Source organism: Pseudomonas sp. 3A(2025) (genome assembly GCF_054589175.1).
This window is the reverse complement of record NZ_BAAILM010000101.1, coordinates 86,462-106,766: the sequence shown is the minus strand read 5'-3', so window position 1 is coordinate 106,766 and position 20,305 is coordinate 86,462. Positions and strand designations below refer to the sequence as shown.

Below are 20,305 nucleotides of genomic sequence, written 5' to 3'. Positions count from 1 at the left end.
TATGGAATTTTTCAGCGCCTTCTCGCACATGGACTGGAATCAGGTTGCCCAACTGACCTGGCAGCACATCACCCTCGTCGGCGTCGCCGTGACCCTGGCCATTGTCGTCGGTGTGCCGCTGGGCATCCTGATGACCCGCTTTCCGGCGGTCGCTGGCCCCTTGCAGGCCAGCGCCACAGTGCTGCTGACCGTGCCATCGATTGCCCTGTTCGGCCTGCTGCTGCCGTTCTATTCAAAATTCGGCCAGGGCCTGGGCCCGCTGCCGGCAATCACCGCCGTGTTTCTTTATTCACTGCTGCCGATCATGCGCAACACCTACCTGGCCCTGACCGGCGTCGAGCCCGGCATCCGTGAAGCGGCCAAGGGTATCGGCATGACCTTCGGCCAGCGCCTGCGCATGGTCGAACTCCCGATTGCCGTGCCGGTCATCCTCGCCGGTGTGCGCACCGCCGTGGTGATGAACATCGGCGTCATGACCATCGCCGCCACCATTGGCGCCGGCGGTCTGGGTGTACTCATTCTTGCTTCAATCAGCCGCAGCGACATGTCGATGCTGATCGTCGGCGCAGTGCTGGTCAGCATCCTGGCCATCATCGCCGACCTGCTCCTGCAACTGCTGCAACGCACGCTGACTCCAAAAGGACTCCTGAAATGATCGAACTCCAGAACCTCACCAAGACTTTCCAGAGCAACGGCAAAGAAGTGAAGGCGGTCGACTCGGTCAGCCTGACCGTCAACGAAGGCGAGATCTGTGTGTTTCTCGGCCCTTCCGGTTGCGGCAAGAGCACCACGCTGAAGATGATCAACCGCCTGATCGAGCCGACCTCCGGCAAGGTGCTGATCAACGGCGAAGACACCACCGGGCTTGACGAAGTGACCCTGCGCCGCAACATCGGCTACGTGATCCAGCAGATCGGCCTGTTCCCCAACATGACCATCGAAGAAAACATCGTGGTCGTGCCCAAACTGCTCGGCTGGGACAAGCAGAAGTGTCATGACCGCGCCCGCGAGCTGATGAACATGATCAAGCTCGAACCCAAGCAGTACCTGCATCGCTACCCGCGCGAACTGTCCGGTGGCCAGCAACAGCGTATCGGCGTGATCCGCGCCCTGGCCGCTGACGCTCCATTGCTGCTGATGGACGAGCCGTTCGGTGCGGTCGACCCGATCAACCGCGAAATGATCCAGAACGAGTTCTTCGAGATGCAGCGCGCGCTGAACAAGACCGTGATCATGGTCAGCCACGACATCGACGAAGCCCTGAAACTGGGCGACAAGATTGCGATCTTCCGCGCCGGCAAGCTGGTGCAGATCGACCACCCGGACACCTTGCTGGCGCATCCGGCCGATGACTTCGTCTCCAACTTCGTCGGTCAGGACAGCACGCTCAAGCGCCTGCTGCTGGTCAAGGCAGAAGACGCTGCCGACAACGCGCCGTCGGTCAGCCCGGAAACTCCGGTGACCGATGCGCTGGAAGTCATGGACGAAAACGACCGCCGCTACGTGGTGGTCACCGACGCAGGCAACAAGGCCATGGGCTACGTGCGTCGCCGCGACCTGCACCGCCAGCAGGGCACCTGCGTGCAGTTCTTGCGCGAGTTCAACGGCACGGCGGCGTATGACGAAAACCTGCGCATCCTGCTGTCGCGCATGTACGAGTTCAACCGCTCGTGGCTGCCGGTGCTGGATGCCGAGAAAGTTTTTCTGGGTGAGGTGACGCAAGAGTCGATTGCGGCGTACCTGAGTTCCGGGCGCTCGCGCGGGGCCAAGACCAGTATTGTTTCGCCGGCGGAGATTGCGGCTGAAGCGGTGGGGTGATTGCAGCGAAACCCTGCGCCGAATGGCGTAGGGGTACATCGCTTTCCTGAAGCCGTTTTGAGAGATCAAGCGATGCTGAGTAGTCGGGGTGCTCCGATTTCAGTGTCGCGATAAAAGACCGCTCTTTGGCATCGGTGGGCATGGTCGTCTCCTTACGCAGCCAGTCGAACACCGTGCTTGCCAGCGTGTGCTGTCACGGATGGGCGAGCTACTGACAATACTGTCAGTGTTGAGACGGACTGCTTGTTTGCCACCCACGGTATCTATCTTTTCAACTTAAAAGCCAGACGTCCGCACCACAAAGGGTCATGGCCTTGTCTGTGTCTTCAGCGCTTTCGGCGACTCTGGTCGTCTCAGGACTTTGATACAGCGGGTAACGTTCGCCTTCAAACATCACATCGATTCTGCAACGGTCCTCGCTGCCAATATTTACCGTGGTTCTCCAGTGGCGGTCATTTAGGGAGGAATAGTAATTCTGGCCTTTGTTGACTTCCGATACGTAAGCGCCGTTCATGCGCAAGAAATAGATAAAATTTTTGAAATCATCATTGCTGAAATAAACGCTCAATCCATTCGAGGCCTCTTCGACGCGTTCGATGGTGGGAAGCAGCAGCAGGCATTGAGCCATGCCCAGCTTTTCGAGCAATCTTGCCCTGTTGCGTGGCGCGAGGCTGAAATTGCCCCTGACCGTTATCCACAACGGGTCGAGAGTCGCTTGCACCACATGGGGCAGTAGCGCAGTCATCGAGTCATCCGTGAACAATGCCGCAATGGGACGGGCGATCAGGTCTTGCGCCACGGTGCCGCTGAACAAGATGTACTCATGACCGGCATTCATGATGACGCGCACCATGACCTCCGACGTGGTGTCATAAACCCCGATCCAGCGCCACACACCAGCGATAAGGCTGGAAAAAAGCGGCACGCCTTTAATGAGCTCTGCAAAGCCTCGTGTGCGGGTTCCGATCTGGTAGTCATGGTTTTTGTAGGCCTCGCCTGCAAGCGTTACGGTCACTGAGTTTTCGGTGATCGAAACCGTTCTGAATGTTGTCACCAGCAACAAACCTTGAGCACGATGAAACAGATCAAACAGGGCAGGGTCGACGATCCACTGTTGAAGCTCTGCAAACAGCAAGTCGAGGTCTGCCTGGGTGATATCCGGGTCGAGCTGGGTCCGGGCCCGGTCGGTGAACAAGGAGGCAAGTTGTATATTGAACAAATAATGAAAGCGGCTGCTGGTCAGCAACGCGTGGCGATGGCTGCCCAGGACCACGAAAATATCTATCTTGTCTTGGCCGGTGAGCGTAACGGGCACTTCGATATAGTCCGCAAATACGGTGCAGTTTTCGCCGACGCCGTCATCCACGGCAGCAACCGTCTGCTCATTGACTGAAATCTCGAATCGGTAAGGTGTTAGCCACTCTGACGCGATGCTCAGTTGAAAGGCGTTAGCGCTGAATGCCACCATCCTTGTATTGGCGGTCAGATAGGCCAGCAAGGGAATATAGTCCGGCCGAGGCAAGGGCAGGGGAAATGAGTGGGTAGCGTCCGTTTCCCACAGTGGCTCGCTCAGCACGGGCAAGTGTCCGAGGCCGATGAGGGTTCGTGGCGTTGCATAGAGCCCCCAGCGATCAAAAAAAGGCGTGAGATCAAGGCCTGTCAGCAAAGACGTTTCGACGATAAACCGTTGTACCTTGTCATCATCATTCTGCGGCTGATCCGGCATGAGCCGATAAAGCTGGTGAGCTTGAGGGTAAAAGCTCTTGCCGAATGTCAGACGTAATTGCCATAGCATTGCCAGCTTGTGAAAGACGTTCGCGAGCGTGTGGTAGTTTCTGTGCGGGTTTTGCAGATACGCTCTGGTGGCCGGGTAAACTTCATCCAGGCGTCCGGCCCGGCCATCGAACATTTCCTGCGCGGCCATGGAATACAGATTAACCGTGACTTCTGTCATGCCAGAGCCCTGGCTCCAGGTGAAGGGATCCAGTTGCCGTTGGTGGCCGCTTTCGTGCCAAGGGCCCCAGCCGGTGTTGCGATCGGCAGACAGCAAGGTCGACAGTGCCCCCGATCCGGTGAAACCCATATAGCCCTGCGCAGCGAACATGAAGCCGCGATCGGCTTCCAGATACAGCAATTGGCTCGGATCTATTCGGCAATCTTCCAGCCGTTCATCGCCGATTCCTGATATGTCGTCCTGAGCCGCAATAAACAGCTCGAAATTCTGCATCAGGGCTTCAGGGTCGCGTAAGTAGAGGTCTGCGCTGCGATAACGAACCACAACGAGGGCGCGAGTGCTCATCAGCAGTACAACTGGTGCGCTGCTGTGCTCTGCCATTTGCCTGGCCCAGTCGGCATTATCGTTCAGGCCCAGCTCGAATGTCGGCACCCTGGCATTGACCGGATCCACCACCATATCAATATGCCCTGACGGGCTGCGATTGATAAAGCTGAGCAGGCCTGCATGGGGGGCCGTCACGATGTTTTGCCCGAGCGCAAGCGCAAAGCTGGTCGGCGTATCCAGTTCGGGAACGCCAATGACGGCATACAGGTTGCCCAAGGAGAAACCTACGACAGTGATTGTCAGCCGTTCGCCCGCTGCCACATACACCCCGGTGGGTTGGTATTCACTGTGCCGTCGCGCTCTGGCGTGACGTAGCCGGTGAGCTTCGGCTGAGCCTCGGCCATAGATCCGGAAGGTTTGTGATGCCGTCGCATACGGCGGCGCTCCAAGCGTTTGCACATGGTGCGTGCTCATGGCCGATTCCCTTCAACCTGAATATCCAAGGCTTGTATTGAACGCCCTTTGTCTGCTGTCGGGTACTGTCAGAACTATCAGGTTTTGGGCTTTAAGGTCGGATGCGACGCCAGGTGACGGTATCGATGCATTTACCGCGCCGGTCCGCGAACTGACTCTGTGAGGGAACATAAGCCTGTCATGTAGGTCGTTTACACAGGTGGGTGCAGGAACGATCTGAGAACCTCGTGCGAAAACGCGACATTTTTAGTTGATCTATCGCCCCTCAGGTCCTAAAGTTCGCGCCGAACGTCCATGCTGGAAACGATCCATCCGGCTCAAGTACTGACGACGAGACAGCAAGGCCAAGGGGAGCCGCCCCATGGCCTTTTTGCTTTCGGCGACATGCCTTGGGAAGTAGGCGAACCAAAGTGGGGATACGGAGGACGTTCATTTGCACCCATTTATTCATTTGTTTGCCCCCAGGAGTCCCTGAGCATGTCGATCAAGGTCGAAGACTATTTCGAAAAAAGCACCTTCAACAAAATGAAGGCGTTCGCTGACACCCAGGAAACCCCGTTCGTGGTCATCGACACCAAGATGATCAGCCAGGCCTACGATGACCTGCGCGCAGGTTTCGAATTCGCCAAGGTGTACTACGCCGTCAAGGCTAACCCGGCAGTCGAAATCATCGACCTGCTCAAGGAAAAGGGTTCGAGCTTCGACATCGCCTCGATCTACGAGCTGGACAAGGTCATGAGCCGCGGCGTTGGTCCGGAGCGTATCAGCTACGGCAACACCATCAAGAAATCCAAGGACATCCGCTACTTCTACGACAAAGGCGTGCGTCTGTTCTCCACCGACTCCGAAGCCGACCTGCGCAACATCGCCAAGGCCGCACCGGGTTCGAAAGTCTACGTGCGTATTCTGACCGAAGGCTCGACCACCGCCGACTGGCCTTTGTCGCGCAAATTCGGCTGCCAGACCGACATGGCCATGGACCTGCTGATTCTTGCCCGTGACCTGGGCCTGGTGCCGTACGGCATCTCGTTCCACGTCGGTTCTCAGCAGCGCGACATCAGCGTCTGGGATGCGGCAATTGCCAAGGTCAAAGTGATCTTCGAGCGCCTGAAAGAAGAAGACGGTATCGAACTCAAGCTGATCAACATGGGTGGCGGCTTCCCGGCCAACTACATCACCCGTACCAACAGCCTGGAAACCTACGCCGAAGAAATAATCCGCTTCCTCAAGGAAGACTTCGGTGACGACCTGCCGGAAATCATCCTGGAACCAGGCCGTTCGTTGATCGCCAACGCCGGTATTCTGGTCAGCGAAGTGGTATTGGTCGCTCGGAAGTCGCGCACCGCCGTCGAGCGCTGGGTGTACACCGATGTGGGCAAATTCTCCGGCCTGATCGAAACCATGGACGAGTCCATCAAGTTCCCGATCTGGACCGAGAAAAAAGGCGAGATGGAAGAAGTGGTCATCGCAGGGCCTACCTGCGACAGCGCCGACATCATGTACGAGCACTACAAGTACGGCTTGCCGCTGAACCTGGCCATCGGTGACCGCCTGTACTGGCTGTCGACCGGTGCCTACACCACCAGCTACAGCGCAGTAGAATTCAACGGCTTCCCGCCGCTGAAGTCGTTCTACCTGTAAGACTGGCTGCGGTACCCAAAAAACCCATGAGCGATCATGGGTTTTTTTACATCTGTCGAAATGCGTCTTGTTAATAACTGGCAGTGGTCTGTGTGCCGGTTACTTTAAAAGGTTGGATCCATTATTAAATAAATAGCTCTATTTTGGCGCCATTTTCTTTGTGTGGCTTATTCCTACAAGTTGTATCCATTCCATTCGCTGTCATGTTCTTAGTGGCTCTGCTAGTTTCTAAATACCTTCAGGGGTGCAGGTGGGTCCTGCACTCAATGGAAGGGTCTTATAATAAGGAAATTATAATGAGCGCAGTAGAGCCGCTAAAAACGGATGGTGAGGTGCACGGCGCCGACGAAGTAAGTCAGGTCGGCAAGGATTTGATGAATGTGCTTTCCGGTCTGGGCGATGGGGTCGAACGCGATCCCGGCTTGTTGATTACCAATGAGGATGTCCGGCGTATCCATCGCTATGTAAGAACCGGGCTGGAACTGCCCACTGATCTTGAACAGATCCGGCAGTTAGTGGGCGATTACGGTATTGATATTGCCGGACTTGAACCCGACGCTATCCAGGCACTTTACCAGGCGATCCATGACCACGCGGCCAGTTGGTCCGCGCTTGAGAACGACATGCGTGCCGTTGGCAGTGACTTGTATGTCTTCTCCGGTGGCCTGATCAATACCGTTGACGTCATGATCGAACTCATCAAGAGTCTGGCCGCCTGGCAAACGTTGAAGCCCGATGACCTGACGCCCGAGCAGATCGAAAGTCTGCCGCCGATCGAGTTGCCAGACGGTGACCGTCAGCAATTGCCAGGGCTGGTGGCGCTGGTCGGTGACATTGAAAAACTGGTGTCACGGCACAGCGTCAGCACCACACGGGTCAGTAGCGGTGTGGCGGTGTTCAAGGGCAGGCTCAGGGACAACCTGGCACCTGATGTGGCCCGCAAGATCAATTTGGCCAAATCGTCTGAAACCAATGAAGCGATTCTCAGGCTCAACGAAGATATCGCCCGGCTAAATGAGCGCATCGAACAGAAAATTGCCGAATACGAAGAATACGCCAACTACAAATGGGTGGGGTTCTGGTGGGGGCCTATCGGCGGCGCTATTTCGTGGTCTATTTACGGCCCCAAGGCCAATGACGCCCTGAAGGAAAAAGACCGGTTAATGGGCGAAAAACAAGGGCTGGAGCGACAACTTCGGCAGCTCAATCAGTTTGTCAGCGAACTGCATGCCTTCGAAACGAATATGCAGGATCTCAAGGCTCGAATGGACGGCGCCACCAGCAGTGTCAGCAATATCGAAAGTCTCTGGGTATTGCTTGCGGAGTTGGTCGAGTCGTCACGAAAAAGTCTTGAAGATCTGGACGATGGAAAGTTTCTGGTGATTTTTGTTTCGCGATTCAAAAGCCTGGTTTCAAATTGGACCGATATCAAGAAGCATTCACTTGATCTGCTGACTGCCTTTAACAATGCGCTTGAAGACACGGCTCGTTGAATTGAATGTTATTTCTAATGGAAGAAAATACCCTCATGACTGTTCATGTACTGGATACACCGTTGCAACTACCCAAGCCCGATCTGGCCGTTGTGATTGCCCGCCGCACTGAATTGAATCGCAGTGCCAATACCCTGAGTGATTTTTACCTGCCGCTGATACGGGAAACACTCCTCAGCCTGATCAGGGAACTGGGTGAGGTCGACACACAAGCGCTGCGCATGATCAGCGCAGTGCCGGGTCTGGTGAGCAGCGAAAGTCTGCCGGATTTGCTCGAAGCGCTGGCGGTCCTGCAGCAGGATACCGAAAGCGATCAGGGCGAAGCCATCGCCCAGATCATGGCGGAAATCGACGCGCAGTTGCAGGCGGCCTCCACGGGGCTGGCTGAGCATGCCAGTGCTTTGGATAATGCGTGTGTGAACTTTGACGACGTATCGTTTGGCGATCTTGATGCTTTCATTACACCGATCAACGAGGAAATCGTCAGGCTCAATAACCGGATCACCGCCATAGAAGCCCCGCTGATCAAACTGCGCGAGGAGGAAACGACGCTCAACAAGCTGATCGCAGATCTGGAGGCAGTCAGCTTTTTCGACAAGCTCAAGCCGTTGGTAGAGACCCTGAAAAAGCTGGCGGATATCGACCCCAAGGATCCATTGGTGGGCTCTATCAAGGCGGGAATCGATGCCATATCCAGCATGCTCGACCTGGCCAGCAATGCTCTTAAATACGAGCATCTGGTCAACCGCCGCACGCGCTTGCAGGGGCAACTGGACAGTATTCAGGATCAAGCCCGCCCGCTGCGCTCACACCTCGATGAAGAAACCGCAAGGCTTGCCCGGTTCGCGCTGATTCAGGGCATGGGGACGTCAAAGAACGAATACGTGCAGGAACTCGGCAAGTTGCACAAAGCGCTGAAACAATTCATTGCTTACACGTTCAAGGACGCCGATAGCCATGAGCTGCGCGTTTCACGCTTTATCGAGTACGCCGCAGTCCTGAGCACTTACATGGATGAGCTACGCCGCGATTGGCAGAGCTGATCCCTGTGTTCTGGCCGATACTGGACAAGGAAGTCGCGCAGGGCCTGCCGGTCCGATTCATCACCCAGATCGGCAGCGCGCTGATGATAGTCTTCGGCCAGGGCTTGTAAAACCGGGTGGGCCGCCTTGAGTAACGACTGGCGGCTCACCCGCAAGAAATTCAGATTGCCGCCCGCCAAGGCGGTTTTCAGCCAGGTCAGCGCCTGCTCGGCATGGCCCTGTTCGGCCAGCACCGATGCATGGCTGAACTGACCGCGAAAATCCCCGGCCTCGGCCGAGCGCCGATACCACTCATGGGCTGCCCTGATATCGGGCTGACCCACCAGACCTTCTTCCAGATAACGCCCCAGCAGATTCATCGACTTGGCATGGCCTTGATGCGCCGCGTTGGCATAACACGCCATGGCGCGCCGATGGTCTTGCGCAACACCGCGTCCGGTGGCCAGCAGGTTCGCCAGGTTATACAGCCCCCAATCGAAGCCTTGCTCGGCCGCCAGCCGATAATGCTGCGCGGCCTGAACACTGTCTGGCGAGCAGCCCCAGCCATGTTCATGGCAACGGCCCAGCATGTTGCGCGCCATCAGGTGGCCCTGCCGTGCGGCGATGCCAAACCAGGTCACGGCCAGTGCCGGGTCGCGCTGGATACCGCTGCCATCGAGCAGAATCTGCCCCAGCAAGGCCTGCGCGTCGACGATGCCTGCACCGGCAGCCGCCAGAATCGCCTGAGCGGCACGGGCCGGGTTTTCTTCGAGCATGGCGCGCAGGTCGTCGCTGTCGACATGCTCTTCACGGGCCAGATTCCAGCTCATGTTCAGACCTCGACCCAGCGGCGCAGCAGGTTGTGATAAGTGCCAGTCAACTGCACCAGCGCCGGGTGATCCGGCACATCGCGGGCCAGTTGCTGGATGGCGCTGTCCATCTCGAACAGCAGGGCACGCTGGCTGTCTTCGCGCACCAGGCTCTGGGTCCAGAAAAACGAAGCGAAGCGTGCGCCACGAGTGACCGCATTGACCTTGTGCAGGCTGGTGCCGGGGTACAGCACCATGTCGCCGGCCGGCAGCTTGACCTGCTGGGTGCCGTAGGTGTCCTGGATTTCCAGCTCGCCGCCGTCGTACTCGTCCGGGTCGCTGAAAAACAGCGTGGCCGACAGGTCGGTGCGCACCCGCTCGGCGCGGCCCTTGACCTGGCGCACGGCATTGTCGATGTGAAAACCGAAATTGCCGCCGGCGGTGTAGCAGTTGAGCAACGGTGGAAACACCTTGTGCGGCAAGGCGGCCGACATGAACAGCGGGTTGTTCCATAGCCGCTCGATCATGGCCTCGCCGATCTCTTTGGTCAGTGCATGGTCCTCGGGCAACTGCAGGTTGTGCTTGGCCTTGGCCGACTGGTAACCGGCGGTCATCTTGCCGTCGGCCCAATCGGTGTGCTCCAGCGCCTGACGAATGCGCAGGACTTCGTCGCGGGTAAACAAGCCAGGAATATGCAGGAGCATGGCACAGCACCGGTGTGGCGGAGGGTGGCGAATGGTAGTGATTCTTATTGGATGTGTACAACCTCAAAATCACGACCTGCATCAAACGGCGTCAAAGTTTTGTGAAGGCGAGTGTAAAAATTGTAAAAAACATGCAAATGTCACTCGTTCTCAATTGCTTATAGAATTTGTTTGCAATATGTTTCGCACCTTCAATTCCTGGGGGAGGAATCACGATGTCGCGCCAACAATTACAACTCGGTACCGGTTCACAGCGCTCGCTGGCAACGGCTGTCAGTGTCGCCATGGCTGCCATGTCGGCCGCCTCGATGGCTCACGCCGCCGAAAGCACGCAAGACAAGAGTGTGACTCTGGGCGCCACCAGCATTACCGGCGAACAGGCTGATACCGCGTACAAGACCGAAGAGTCGGCATCGAAGAAGTACACCGCACCGTTGACCGACACGCCGCGTTCGATCACGGTCATCCCGCAGCAAGTGATCAAGGACACCTCGGCGACCTCGCTGCAGGATGCCCTGCGCACCGTGCCCGGCATTACCTTTGGCGCCGGCGAAGGCGGTAACCCACAGGGTGACCGGCCGATCATTCGGGGTTTCGACGCCCAGAGCGACACCTACCTGGATGGCGTGCGTGACACCGGCGCGCAATCGCGTGAAATCTTTGCCATCGAGTCCATCGAGGTCAGCAAAGGCCCGAACTCGGCGTTCGGCGGTCGCGGCTCGGCCGGTGGCAGCCTCAATCTGGTCAGCAAGGCACCCAAGCAGAACGACTTCACCGACGCCAGCTTCACCTACGGCTCCGACCAGACGCGCCGCTACACCCTGGATGTGAACCGCCAGTTCCTCGACACCGCAGCGTTCCGCCTGAACCTGATGAGCCACGAGCAGAATGTTGCCGGGCGCGACTCGATCAACTATGACCGCTGGGGCGTAGCACCGTCGGTGACCTTCGGGCTGGGCACGCCGACCCGCGTCAACGTCAATTACTACCATATGGAAAGCAACGACCTGCCTGACTCGGGCATTCCGTATGGCTACGGCTCCAACTCTGCCACCGCCGTGCATGTTCATGACAAGCCCGATGACGGTGGCGACAGCAGCAACTTCTATGGCCTGAAAGACCGCGATTTCCGCAAGACGCGCGCCGACATCAGCACGATCTCGATCGAGCACGACTTCAACGACAACCTGACCCTGAAGAACACCTTGCGTCACGGCAACACCGGCCAGGACTACATCCTCAGCCAGCCCGACGACAGCCAGCACAACGTCAACCGTTTCGGCACCGTATGGCGCCGGGCCAATACCCGCGTCAGCAACACCTCGACCACCACCAACCAGACCGACCTGTTCGGTCAGTTCCAGGCGCTGGGCTTCAAGAACACTTACTCCACCGGTATTGAAATCACCCGTGAGTCGAGCACCTACAGTGGCTACACCGTATCGCCGAACGCCAACCCGACTGGCGGTTGCGTAGCATCCCTGGTCGGCGTCAACAGCAGCTGTACCTCGTTGTCGAATCCGAACCCGAACGATGCCTGGACCGGCACGGCCGTGCGTAACTATGCGTACACCGACACCACCGCCGATACCCGTTCGATCTACGCGTTCGACACCGTTGAGCTGAGCCCGCAATGGCAGGTCAACCTCGGTGCGCGCTATGACAGCTTCGACACCCACGCCAAGAACGTGACCACCGGCAAAACCAGCAACGAAAGCAATTTCTGGAACTGGCAAGCGGGCCTGGTCTGGAAGCCGCTGGAGAACGGTAGCGTCTACGCTTCGTTTGCCACCTCGGCAACACCGCCAGGCGCCATGCTCGGCGAAGGCGTGGACGGCAACCCGCTGATCGCCGGCAACAGTGTGCTGCGCAGCGATCTGGAACCGGAAACCACCAAGAACTACGAGCTGGGTACCAAGTGGGATCTGCTTAACGACCGTGTCTCGCTGACCGCTGCGATCTTCCGCACCGAGAAAGAGAACACCCGCATCCTGGTGGCGACCAACACCTACGAAAACGCCGGTGAAACCCGCGTCGACGGCATCGAGCTGTCGGCCACCGGCAAGATCACCGAGAAATGGCAAGTGTTCGCCGGCTACAGCCACCTGAAAAGCGAACTGGTCGACTCGGGCCTGAACGGTCGTAACGGCGCGGTCACCACCGGCACCACCAGCGGCAACCAGATGCCCAACACGCCGAAGAACGCCTTCAGCCTGTGGACCACTTACCAGGTGATCCCGAGCCTGACGGTCGGTGGCGGCGCGTTCTATGTCGATGACGTCTATGGCGATGCGGCCAACACCGTGTACGTGCCGTCGTACGTGCGTTACGACGCCATGGTCAACTACAAGCTGAGCAAGAACCTGGACCTGCAACTGAACGTGCAGAACCTGACCGACGAGACCTACTACGACAAGGCCTACGCCTCGCACTTCGCTACCCAGGCGGCGGGTCGTACAGCCTTGCTGACCACCAACTTCCACTTCTAAAGCGCTGCATGCATAAAGCCCTGCCTATCGACGTAGGCGGGGCTTTTTTGCGAGATGAGAATTACTAACAGTTAGCGCATAATGCGCACCGCGATGTGTCAGCGAGGTGGCGGTGGTGTTCAAGAAAGTCCTGTTTCAATTGCACTGGTTCTTCGGCATTACCGCAGGCCTGGTGCTGGCGCTGATGGGCGTGACCGGTGCACTGTATTCCTTCGAGGAAGAAATCCTCGATGCGCTTAACCCTGATGTGCTGCTGGTCGAGAAGCGCGAGGCGCCTTTACCGCCCGCCGAACTGGTCAGCAAACTGCAAAGCGCCACCGGCATGACCGTCGCAATTCTGCGCGTCGAAACCACCAGTAACCGCGTGGCGCAAGTCTATTTCCAGCCCAAGCCCGGCGAGCGGCGTGGGCCCAAGCGCAACTTCGATCAGTACACCGGCGAGTTGCGTGGCGACGGCGTGGGCGAAGGCTTCTTTGACTTTGTACTGAGCCTGCACCGCTTTCTGGCCTCCGGGCAAACCGGGCGGCAGATCACCGGTGCCTGCACCCTGATGCTGTTGTTCTTCTGTTTGTCCGGGCTGTACCTGCGCTGGCCGCGCAAGCCGCTGGACTGGCGCGTGTGGCTGACCATGGACTGGGCCAAGAAAGGCCGCAGCTTCAACTGGGACCTGCACTCGATCTTCGGCACCTGGTGCCTGCTGGCCTATCTGTTATTCGCCATCACCGGCCTGATGTGGTCCTACCAATGGTGGAGCGACGGCATGACCCGCCTGCTCGGCGACGCGCCGCCGGCCGGTGAGCAACGCCGCGCGGGCGGTCCCGGTGGTCAGGGTGGTGCTGGCGGCAAACCTGCGCAGGCGCCCAGGCCGCTGGTGGTCGATTACGATGCCGTGTGGACCAGCATCCGCGACACCGCAGGCCCCGACATTGCCGGCTACAACCTGCGCCTGCCCAATGCCGGCGGGCAACCGGCCACGGTGTTCTACCTGCTCAAGGACTCACCGCACCCACGGGCCCTGAACATCATCAACCTCGACCCTGCGACCGGCAAAATCAATTCGGTGGCACGTTATGCCGACAAGAGCCTGGGTGCGCAGTTGCTGACCAGCAACTACGCCTTGCACGTCGGCAGTTACTTTGGCTTGCCGGGGCGCATCATCATGACCATCGCCTCGGTCTTGATGCCGCTGTTCTTCATCACCGGCTGGCTGTTGTACCTCGACCGGCGGCGCAAGAAGCGCGAGATCAGGAATGCCCGCAGTGGCCTGGCGGGCGGCAATGTCGAGGGCGCTGATTCGTGGCTAGTGGGCTTTGCCAGCCAGAGCGGCTTCGCCGAACAACTGGCCTGGCAGACCGCCGGGCAATTGCAGGCCGCAGGCTTGCCGGTGCGTGTACAGCGCCTGGCTGAACTGACTGAAAACGATCTGCAACAAAGCCGCAACGCGGTGTTTGTGATCAGCACCTTCGGCGACGGTGAAGCACCCGACAGCGCCCGTGGTTTCGAGCGCAAACTGCTTGGTCAGCCCTTGGCGCTGTCGCACCTCAACTATGCGGTGCTGGCGCTGGGCGACCGCCAGTATCAGCACTTCTGTGCTTTTGCCCAGCGCTTGCACGGTTGGCTGGTCGAACGCGGCGGGCAGTCGCTGTTTGCCCCGGTCGAAGTCGACAATGCCGACCCTGCGGCCTTGCAGAACTGGCAACAGCAACTGGGCCGCGCCACCGGCAGTACGCCGACCGGCGTCTGGCAGGCGCCACAGTTCGAACGCTGGACGTTGAGCCGCCGCGAACTGCTCAACCCCGGCAGCAGTGGTTCGAAGGTGTTCATGCTCGACCTGGATGCACCGACTGCCGCCACCTGGCAGGCCGGTGATCTGGTTGAAATCCTGCCGCGCAACAGCGACGCCGTATTGCTGCGCCTGCTTGACGGCCTGGGCCTGACCGGCGCTGAAAACGTGACTGTCGATGGCTTGCAGGAAAGCCTGTTGCAGGCGCTGGCCAGCCGGCAATTGCCGCAACACCGGGTGCACCTGGTCGGCCTGCATGCGCAGGCGCTGGTCGATGCGCTGGTGCCGTTGGCAGCACGCGAATATTCGATTGCCTCCATTCCGAGTCACGGCGCGCTGCAATTGATAGTTCGGCAAGAGATTCACAGCGATGGTGGGCTGGGCGTGGGGTCCGGCTGGCTGACCGAGCACTTGCCGGTCGACGATGCCGTCAGCCTGCGCGTGCGCCGCAACAGTGGTTTCCATCTGCCGGACGAGCCGGTGCCCTTGATTTTGCTGGGTAACGGCACAGGATTGGCGGGGTTGCGCAGCTTGCTGCAGGAACGCATCCAGCAGGGTCAACACCGCAACTGGCTGCTGTTTGGCGAGCGTAACCGGGCGCATGACTTCTATTGTGGCCATGAGCTGCAAGGCTGGCTGGACAACGGCCAGCTCAGCCGTCTGGATCTGGCGTTCTCGCGTGATCAGGAGAGCAAGGTTTACGTCCAGGACAAATTGCTGGAAGCCGGTGAAGAGCTAAAGGCCTGGCTGGCCGAGGGGGCCGCTATCTACATCTGCGGCAGCCTGCAAGGCATGGCGGCCGGCGTGGATCAGACGCTCACGGCATTGCTCGGCGAACAGGCCGTCAGCGACCTGATCGAACAAGGCCGCTACAAACGCGACGTCTATTGAATCGAGCTGCAAGTTGTAAGCGACAAGCTGCAAGAGGGACGGTGTGGCCTGATGCACCTGTGGAGGATCGGCCTCCACGGGTGTGTTTTCAGCTTTTAGCTTGCAGCTTGAAACTTGCCGCTCAAAACTCGTAAGTGGCGCCAGCGCCGGCGTACCACGAGCGGCCCGGTGCCGATTCGTAGTAGCGGCCGTTGCCGTCGCCGACGATCACCGAGCCTACGTATTGGCGGTCGGCCAGGTTGTCCAGGCGTACCAACTGGTGGAAGGTCCATGGCCCGACATGCTGCTCCAGCCGGGTGCGCCAGTTGAACACGGCATAACTCGGCGCGGCCTTGCTCTGGTTGCTGTCTTCGACATAGACCTTGCTGCGGTACTGGCCTTCGAGGCCCATGCTGATGCCTTGCACCGGCTTCCACACCAGTTCGCCGAACAGGCTGCTGCCGGGCACGCCGGGCAGGTGGTTGCCTTTTTCGATGGTCTGGTTGTTGGCGGTGAAGTCCTGGTCGTAGGTCGCTTGCAGGCGGGTGTAGGCCAGTGTGGCTTCCCACTGTTCGCTCAGTTGGGTCTGCACGCCCAGTTCGAAGCCGCGGCGCAGGGTCTTGCCGGCGTTCTGGTAGCTGGTGCGGCCGTCGGTGGCGCTGCTCACGACGATTTCGTCATCGGTACGGATTTCAAAGATCGCGGCGTTGATACGGGTATTGCCCGCGACCTTGGCTTTGAGGCCGACTTCGTACTGGGTGCTGGTGGCCGGCGACAGGCCAAAGTTGAAGCCTTCGATGGCGCCCGGTGCGTAGGCCATTTCTGCCTGGGTCGGCGTCTCGAAGCCTTTGCCGGCGCTGATGTAACCGTTCAGGTCAGGGGTGAAGGCGTACATCACCGACAGTGACGGGGTGTTGCGCTGGTATTTTTTCGAGCCGCTGGCGTCGCCGTTGCTCAGGTAGCGGTCATCGACTTCCATTTCCATGGTGCTGTGGCGGATGCCTGCGTCGAGGGTCCACTTGTCCAGAATCCAGCGTGCCTGCACATAGGGATCAAGGCTGGTCGCGGTGTCGATCTCGTCGCGACGCAGTTCGCCTTTGACGCCCAGCTGGGTACCACTGAAGTTCTGAAAGCCGCGGCGGTCGTCACGGCTGCGGTCGTAGTCGACACCGGTGGTGACGGTCAACTGGCCGGGCACGCCGTGGACCGGCTGGATCCAGCGCAAGGTACCGCCATGAAACTCGCGGTCGAAGTCGACCACGCCACCACCGCGCTGGCTGTTCGACGCCACGGTGCGTGGAATCGACAGGTACTGCACCACGCTGCGCTGGCCGGCATACAGGTTGAACTGCAAAGTCGCGTCGCCAAAACTGCGCTCGTAGTTCATGCCCACCTGTTGGTGGTCGATGCTCTTGCGGGTGTTGTAGGTCTCGGCCACAGCGGCCACCGAGCGCGGGTCGTTTTTATAGCCTTCCCAGGTCTGGCCCAGCGGGTCTTGCGTGCCGTTCTGCTCCAGGCTGCTGTAGGTCAGCGCCAGGCGGCTGTCTTCATCGGGTTTGACGTGCACCTTGGCGAAGGTCTGGTCGCGCCGCGCGCTGCTGTGGTCGCGGTAGCCGTCGGTGTCCATGCGCGAGGCATCGACGATAAAGCCCGCCTTGTCGTTGCCGCCTTCGGCCGACAGGTGATTCTTGCGAAAGCCGTCACTGCCAAAGGTGGTGTCGGCGCCGACTTTGCCCGGCCCCTGGCCGTCGCGGGTGAACATCTGGATCACGCCGCCGGCATTGCTGCCATAAATGGTCGAGGTCGGCCCGCGCAGCACTTCGATACGGTCGGCCACATCCAGATTCAGCGTGGCCGCCTGGCCCTGGCCGTCCGGGGTGCTGGCCGGGATGCCGTCGCTGAGCAATTTGAGACCACGAATGCCGAATGCCGAACGTGCGCCATAGCCACGCGAGGAAATCTGCAGGTCCTGCGCGTAGTTCTGGCGATTCTGCACCACCAGCCCCGGCACGCGCGGCAATACTTCGGAGAGGTTGACGCCCAGTTGGCCGTCGTTGATCTGCTGCAATTGCACGGTGTCGACCGAGAACGGCAGATCGAAGCCGGACACCGGGGCATAACTGCCGGTGATCACCAGCGGGGTGAGGATTTCGTAGCTCGAAACCTTGTTGTCATCGGCCTGGGCCAGGGCACTGACGCCCAGCCCCAGAACCAGCGCGTGGATGTGCAGAGCAAGGGGGCTGGGGGCAAGTCGATAAGACATGCAAACCTCTCAAAATAGACGAAAACACAGGCGCCGCCGTGTGCCGAGGTTGTTGTCGGCGGCGGATGCGTAAAGGCAGGTACTGAAGACCATAGACGGTGTAGAACGTGCGCATCGACTGGATGGCAATGTGTTACGAGAAGGGTTGCCCGCCCCGAAGGGCGGGCAAAGGCATTACGGCAGGGCGTAGGCCACCACGTAATCGCCGCGTTGCGTTGCCTGACGGGCGCCGCCGGCGGTGATGACCACGTACTGCTTGCCGGTTTTCGGCGAAACATAGGTCATCGGGCCACCCTGGCTGCCGACCGGCAGACGGGATTTCCAGACTTCCTCACCGTTGGCGCTGTTGAAGGCGCGCAGGTAGAAGTCCTGGGTGCCGGCGATGAAGATCAGGCCGCCCTGGGTCGACAGGGTGCCGCCCAGAGTAGGCAGGCCGATATTGATCGGCAGGCCCATGGCGATACCGAGGGGACCGGTGTCTTCAACGGTACCGACCGGCACTTGCCAGGCGATTTTCTGGGTCTTCATGTCGATGGCGGTCAGGGTGCCGAACGGCGGCGCCTGGCACGGAATGCCGGCGATCGACAGGAAGCGGTTCTTGTTCACCGCATACGGCGTGCCCTTGAGCGGTACAGCGCCCATGCCGGTGTTGATCGCCTCACCACCGCCAGCCGCCTTGCCCTTGTTCTGCGAAGGAATCATTTCGATCCACAGGCCCAGGCGCATGTCGTTGACGAAGATGAAACCGTGCACCGGGTCAGTCGACAGACCGCCCCAGTTCAGGCCGCCCAAGGACCCCGGAAAGCTCAGCGAGCGGTCGGTACCCGGCGGGGTGTACAGGCCGTCGTAGCGCATTTTCTTGAAGTCGATGCGGCACAGCAACTGGTCGAACGGGGTGGCACCCCACATGTCCGACTCGGTCAGTTGGCCGGCGCCGATCTGCGGCATGCCCACCGATTTTGGCTGGGTCGGCGAGTACGGCTCGTCAGGGATGTTGCCGGCCTTGACTGCAACGTCTTCGACCTTGGTCAGCGGCTTGCCGGTCGCACGGTCGAGCACGAAGATTTGGCCAGCCTTGGTGCCGATCACCAGCGCCGGGACCGATTGACCGTCGGGCTTGGTGAAGTCGATCAGGCTCGGCTGCATCGGCAGGTCGAAGTCCCACAGGTCATTATGTACCGTCTGGTACACCCACTTTTCTGCACCGCTGCTGGCGTCCAGCGCCAGGATCGACGCACCGTAGGTGTGGTCCAGCTTGCTGCGCTCGACACCATAGATGTCGGTCGACGAGCTGCCCATCGGCAGGAAGACGGTGTTCATCGCCGGGTCGTAAGACATCGGCGCCCAGCTGTTCGGCGTGCTGCGCACATACGTCTTGCCGTCTGCCGGTGCATTGCGGTCCTGCGGGTTGCCCGGGTCGAAGGCCCAGCGCATCGCGCCTGTGACCACGTCAAAGCCACGAATCACGCCGCCTGGCATGTCGGTCTGGACGTTGTCGGCCACGCGGCCGCCCACTACCACGGTGGTGCCGGCCATCAGTGGCGCGGACGACAGCTGGTAGTGCGAGTCCGGCACGTTACCGAGTCCGGCTTTCAGGTCGACCTGGCCATTAGTGCCGAAGCCTTGGCAGAACGCGCCGGTGTCGGCGTCGACCGCGATCAGGCGGCCATCGATGGTGTTGGTCAGCAGGCGACGCTGGCAGTTGCCGCCTGCGGCGACATTGACGGCGGTGACCGGCGAGCTGCCTGGCTGGGCGGGCGCTGCAATCGGTGCGGTGGCGTCGAAATAGGCCAGGCCCCGGCAGCGTTGCCACACGGCGGACTGCGCGTTGATTTCGTTCTTCCACAGCTCTTTGCCGGTGTCGGCGTCCAGCGCGATGATGTTGTTGTGCGGCGTGCAGATGAACACCTTGTTGCCGATCTGCAGCGGGGTCAACTGGTCTTCGGCACCGTTGCCGTTGCTGACCGCGACATCACCGGTGTGGTAAGTCCAGGCAACCTTGAGCTTGTCGACGTTGCCACGGTTAATCTGGTCCAGCGCCGCAAAACGGCTGCCGCCTTCGGTATTACCGTAGTGCGCCCAGTCTTTCTGTGCGTTGGCCGGGTCTACCGGCGTCAAGCCAGGACCTGCGCCGGTCGGGGCCACGCTTGGGTGAGCCACGAACATATTGCCGACGGCAATGACCAGCCCGATGGCCAGTACACCGGCCAGGCCATACGGCGCTTTACTCGGTGCGGCACCGCTGGCACGGGCCAGCAGCGGGTAGACCAGCAGCACGGCCAGGCCCATGGCACTGAACATGAACAGACGCGAGAACAACGGCCAGAATTTCAGGCCGACATCGGCCAGCGCCCAGACGACGGTGCCCAGCAGAAAGGCGCCGAACAGCCAGGCACCGGCCGTGCGACGTGCCGCAATCAAGGCACCGGAGGCGGCCATGACCAGGCCGCCGATGAGGAAGTACCAGCTACCGCCCACACTCACCAGCCGGAAACCGTTGGCAGCCAGGACCAGGCCAAGCAGAACAAAAATGATCCCCAGGCCCAGCAGGATGAACCTGGCGACCCCGGAGAGTGGTTGTCGATGTGTCATTTTGAAGCACCCGTTTTGGAATCGGGCGATTATAAACCCAAGAATTAACCGTTTGGTTAATTGTTT

12 protein-coding genes are annotated in these 20,305 nt (G+C 59.7%); 7 read left to right on the top strand and 5 right to left on the bottom strand.

Annotation, left to right across the window (positions count from 1 at the left end; translation table 11 throughout):
* Position 1 precedes the first annotated feature (1 nt).
* Together ACYP2A_RS26345 and ACYP2A_RS26340 are read left to right on the top strand one after the other, a co-directional pair.
* The gene (locus ACYP2A_RS26345; RefSeq protein ID WP_459748869.1) at positions 2–655 is read left to right on the top strand and encodes an ABC transporter permease; all 654 of its coding nucleotides are present in this window, start codon (positions 2–4) and stop codon (positions 653–655) included.
* Positions 652–1,818: an osmoprotectant ABC transporter ATP-binding protein OsmV gene (locus tag ACYP2A_RS26340; protein WP_459748868.1), complete on the top strand. Its 1,167-nt coding sequence runs from the start codon at positions 652–654 to the stop codon at positions 1,816–1,818. The genes ACYP2A_RS26345 and ACYP2A_RS26340 overlap by 4 nt, the downstream gene beginning before the upstream one ends.
* 271 nt (positions 1,819–2,089) lie before the next feature.
* On the opposite strand, the gene ACYP2A_RS26335 is transcribed toward ACYP2A_RS26340, so the two are convergent.
* Positions 2,090–4,573, bottom strand: a complete 2,484-nt coding sequence (locus tag ACYP2A_RS26335; RefSeq protein ID WP_459748867.1) for a M60 family metallopeptidase — start codon at positions 4,571–4,573, stop codon at positions 2,090–2,092.
* Between the two features lie 477 nt (positions 4,574–5,050).
* On the opposite strand from ACYP2A_RS26335, the gene ACYP2A_RS26330 reads away from it, so the two are divergent.
* From ACYP2A_RS26330 to ACYP2A_RS26320, 3 genes are all read left to right on the top strand, one after another.
* The gene (locus ACYP2A_RS26330; RefSeq protein WP_459748866.1) at positions 5,051–6,214 is read left to right on the top strand and encodes a type III PLP-dependent enzyme; all 1,164 of its coding nucleotides are present in this window, start codon (positions 5,051–5,053) and stop codon (positions 6,212–6,214) included.
* Positions 6,215–6,507: 293 nt separating this feature from the next.
* On the top strand, positions 6,508–7,707 hold the full coding sequence (locus ACYP2A_RS26325) for an alpha-xenorhabdolysin family binary toxin subunit A (RefSeq protein ID WP_459748912.1): 1,200 nt from the start codon (positions 6,508–6,510) through the stop codon (positions 7,705–7,707).
* Positions 7,708–7,742: 35 nt separating this feature from the next.
* Complete coding sequence (locus ACYP2A_RS26320) at positions 7,743–8,750, top strand: alpha-xenorhabdolysin family binary toxin subunit B (protein WP_459748865.1); 1,008 nt, start codon at positions 7,743–7,745, stop codon at positions 8,748–8,750.
* Here ACYP2A_RS26320 and ACYP2A_RS26315 read toward each other — a convergent pair.
* Both ACYP2A_RS26315 and ACYP2A_RS26310 read right to left on the bottom strand, forming a co-directional pair.
* The gene (locus ACYP2A_RS26315; RefSeq protein WP_459748864.1) at positions 8,714–9,559 is read right to left on the bottom strand and encodes a tetratricopeptide repeat protein; all 846 of its coding nucleotides are present in this window, start codon (positions 9,557–9,559) and stop codon (positions 8,714–8,716) included. The two genes, ACYP2A_RS26320 and ACYP2A_RS26315, sit on opposite strands and share 37 nt — an antisense overlap.
* 2 nt (positions 9,560–9,561) lie before the next feature.
* Entirely contained in the window at positions 9,562–10,242 is a 681-nt protein-coding gene (locus ACYP2A_RS26310; RefSeq protein ID WP_459748863.1) for a Fe2+-dependent dioxygenase, read from the bottom strand.
* A gap of 215 nt (positions 10,243–10,457) precedes the next feature.
* Here ACYP2A_RS26310 and ACYP2A_RS26305 point away from each other — a divergent pair, with 215 nt between their 5' ends.
* Entirely contained in the window at positions 10,458–12,731 is a 2,274-nt protein-coding gene (locus tag ACYP2A_RS26305; RefSeq protein ID WP_459748862.1) for a TonB-dependent receptor, read from the top strand.
* Between the two features lie 115 nt (positions 12,732–12,846).
* A complete protein-coding gene (locus ACYP2A_RS26300; RefSeq protein ID WP_459748861.1) occupies positions 12,847–15,405 on the top strand; it encodes a PepSY domain-containing protein in 2,559 nt (852 codons plus the stop codon).
* A 121-nt stretch (positions 15,406–15,526) separates the two neighbouring features.
* Here ACYP2A_RS26300 and ACYP2A_RS26295 read toward each other — a convergent pair whose 3' ends face one another.
* Positions 15,527–17,647, bottom strand: a complete 2,121-nt coding sequence (locus tag ACYP2A_RS26295) for a TonB-dependent receptor family protein (protein ID WP_459748860.1) — start codon at positions 17,645–17,647, stop codon at positions 15,527–15,529.
* 174 nt (positions 17,648–17,821) lie between these two features.
* Positions 17,822–20,239 (bottom strand): glucose/quinate/shikimate family membrane-bound PQQ-dependent dehydrogenase, encoded by a 2,418-nt coding sequence (locus tag ACYP2A_RS26290; protein ID WP_459748859.1) that lies wholly within the window; start codon positions 20,237–20,239, stop codon positions 17,822–17,824.
* Positions 20,240–20,305: the final 66 nt, after the last annotated feature.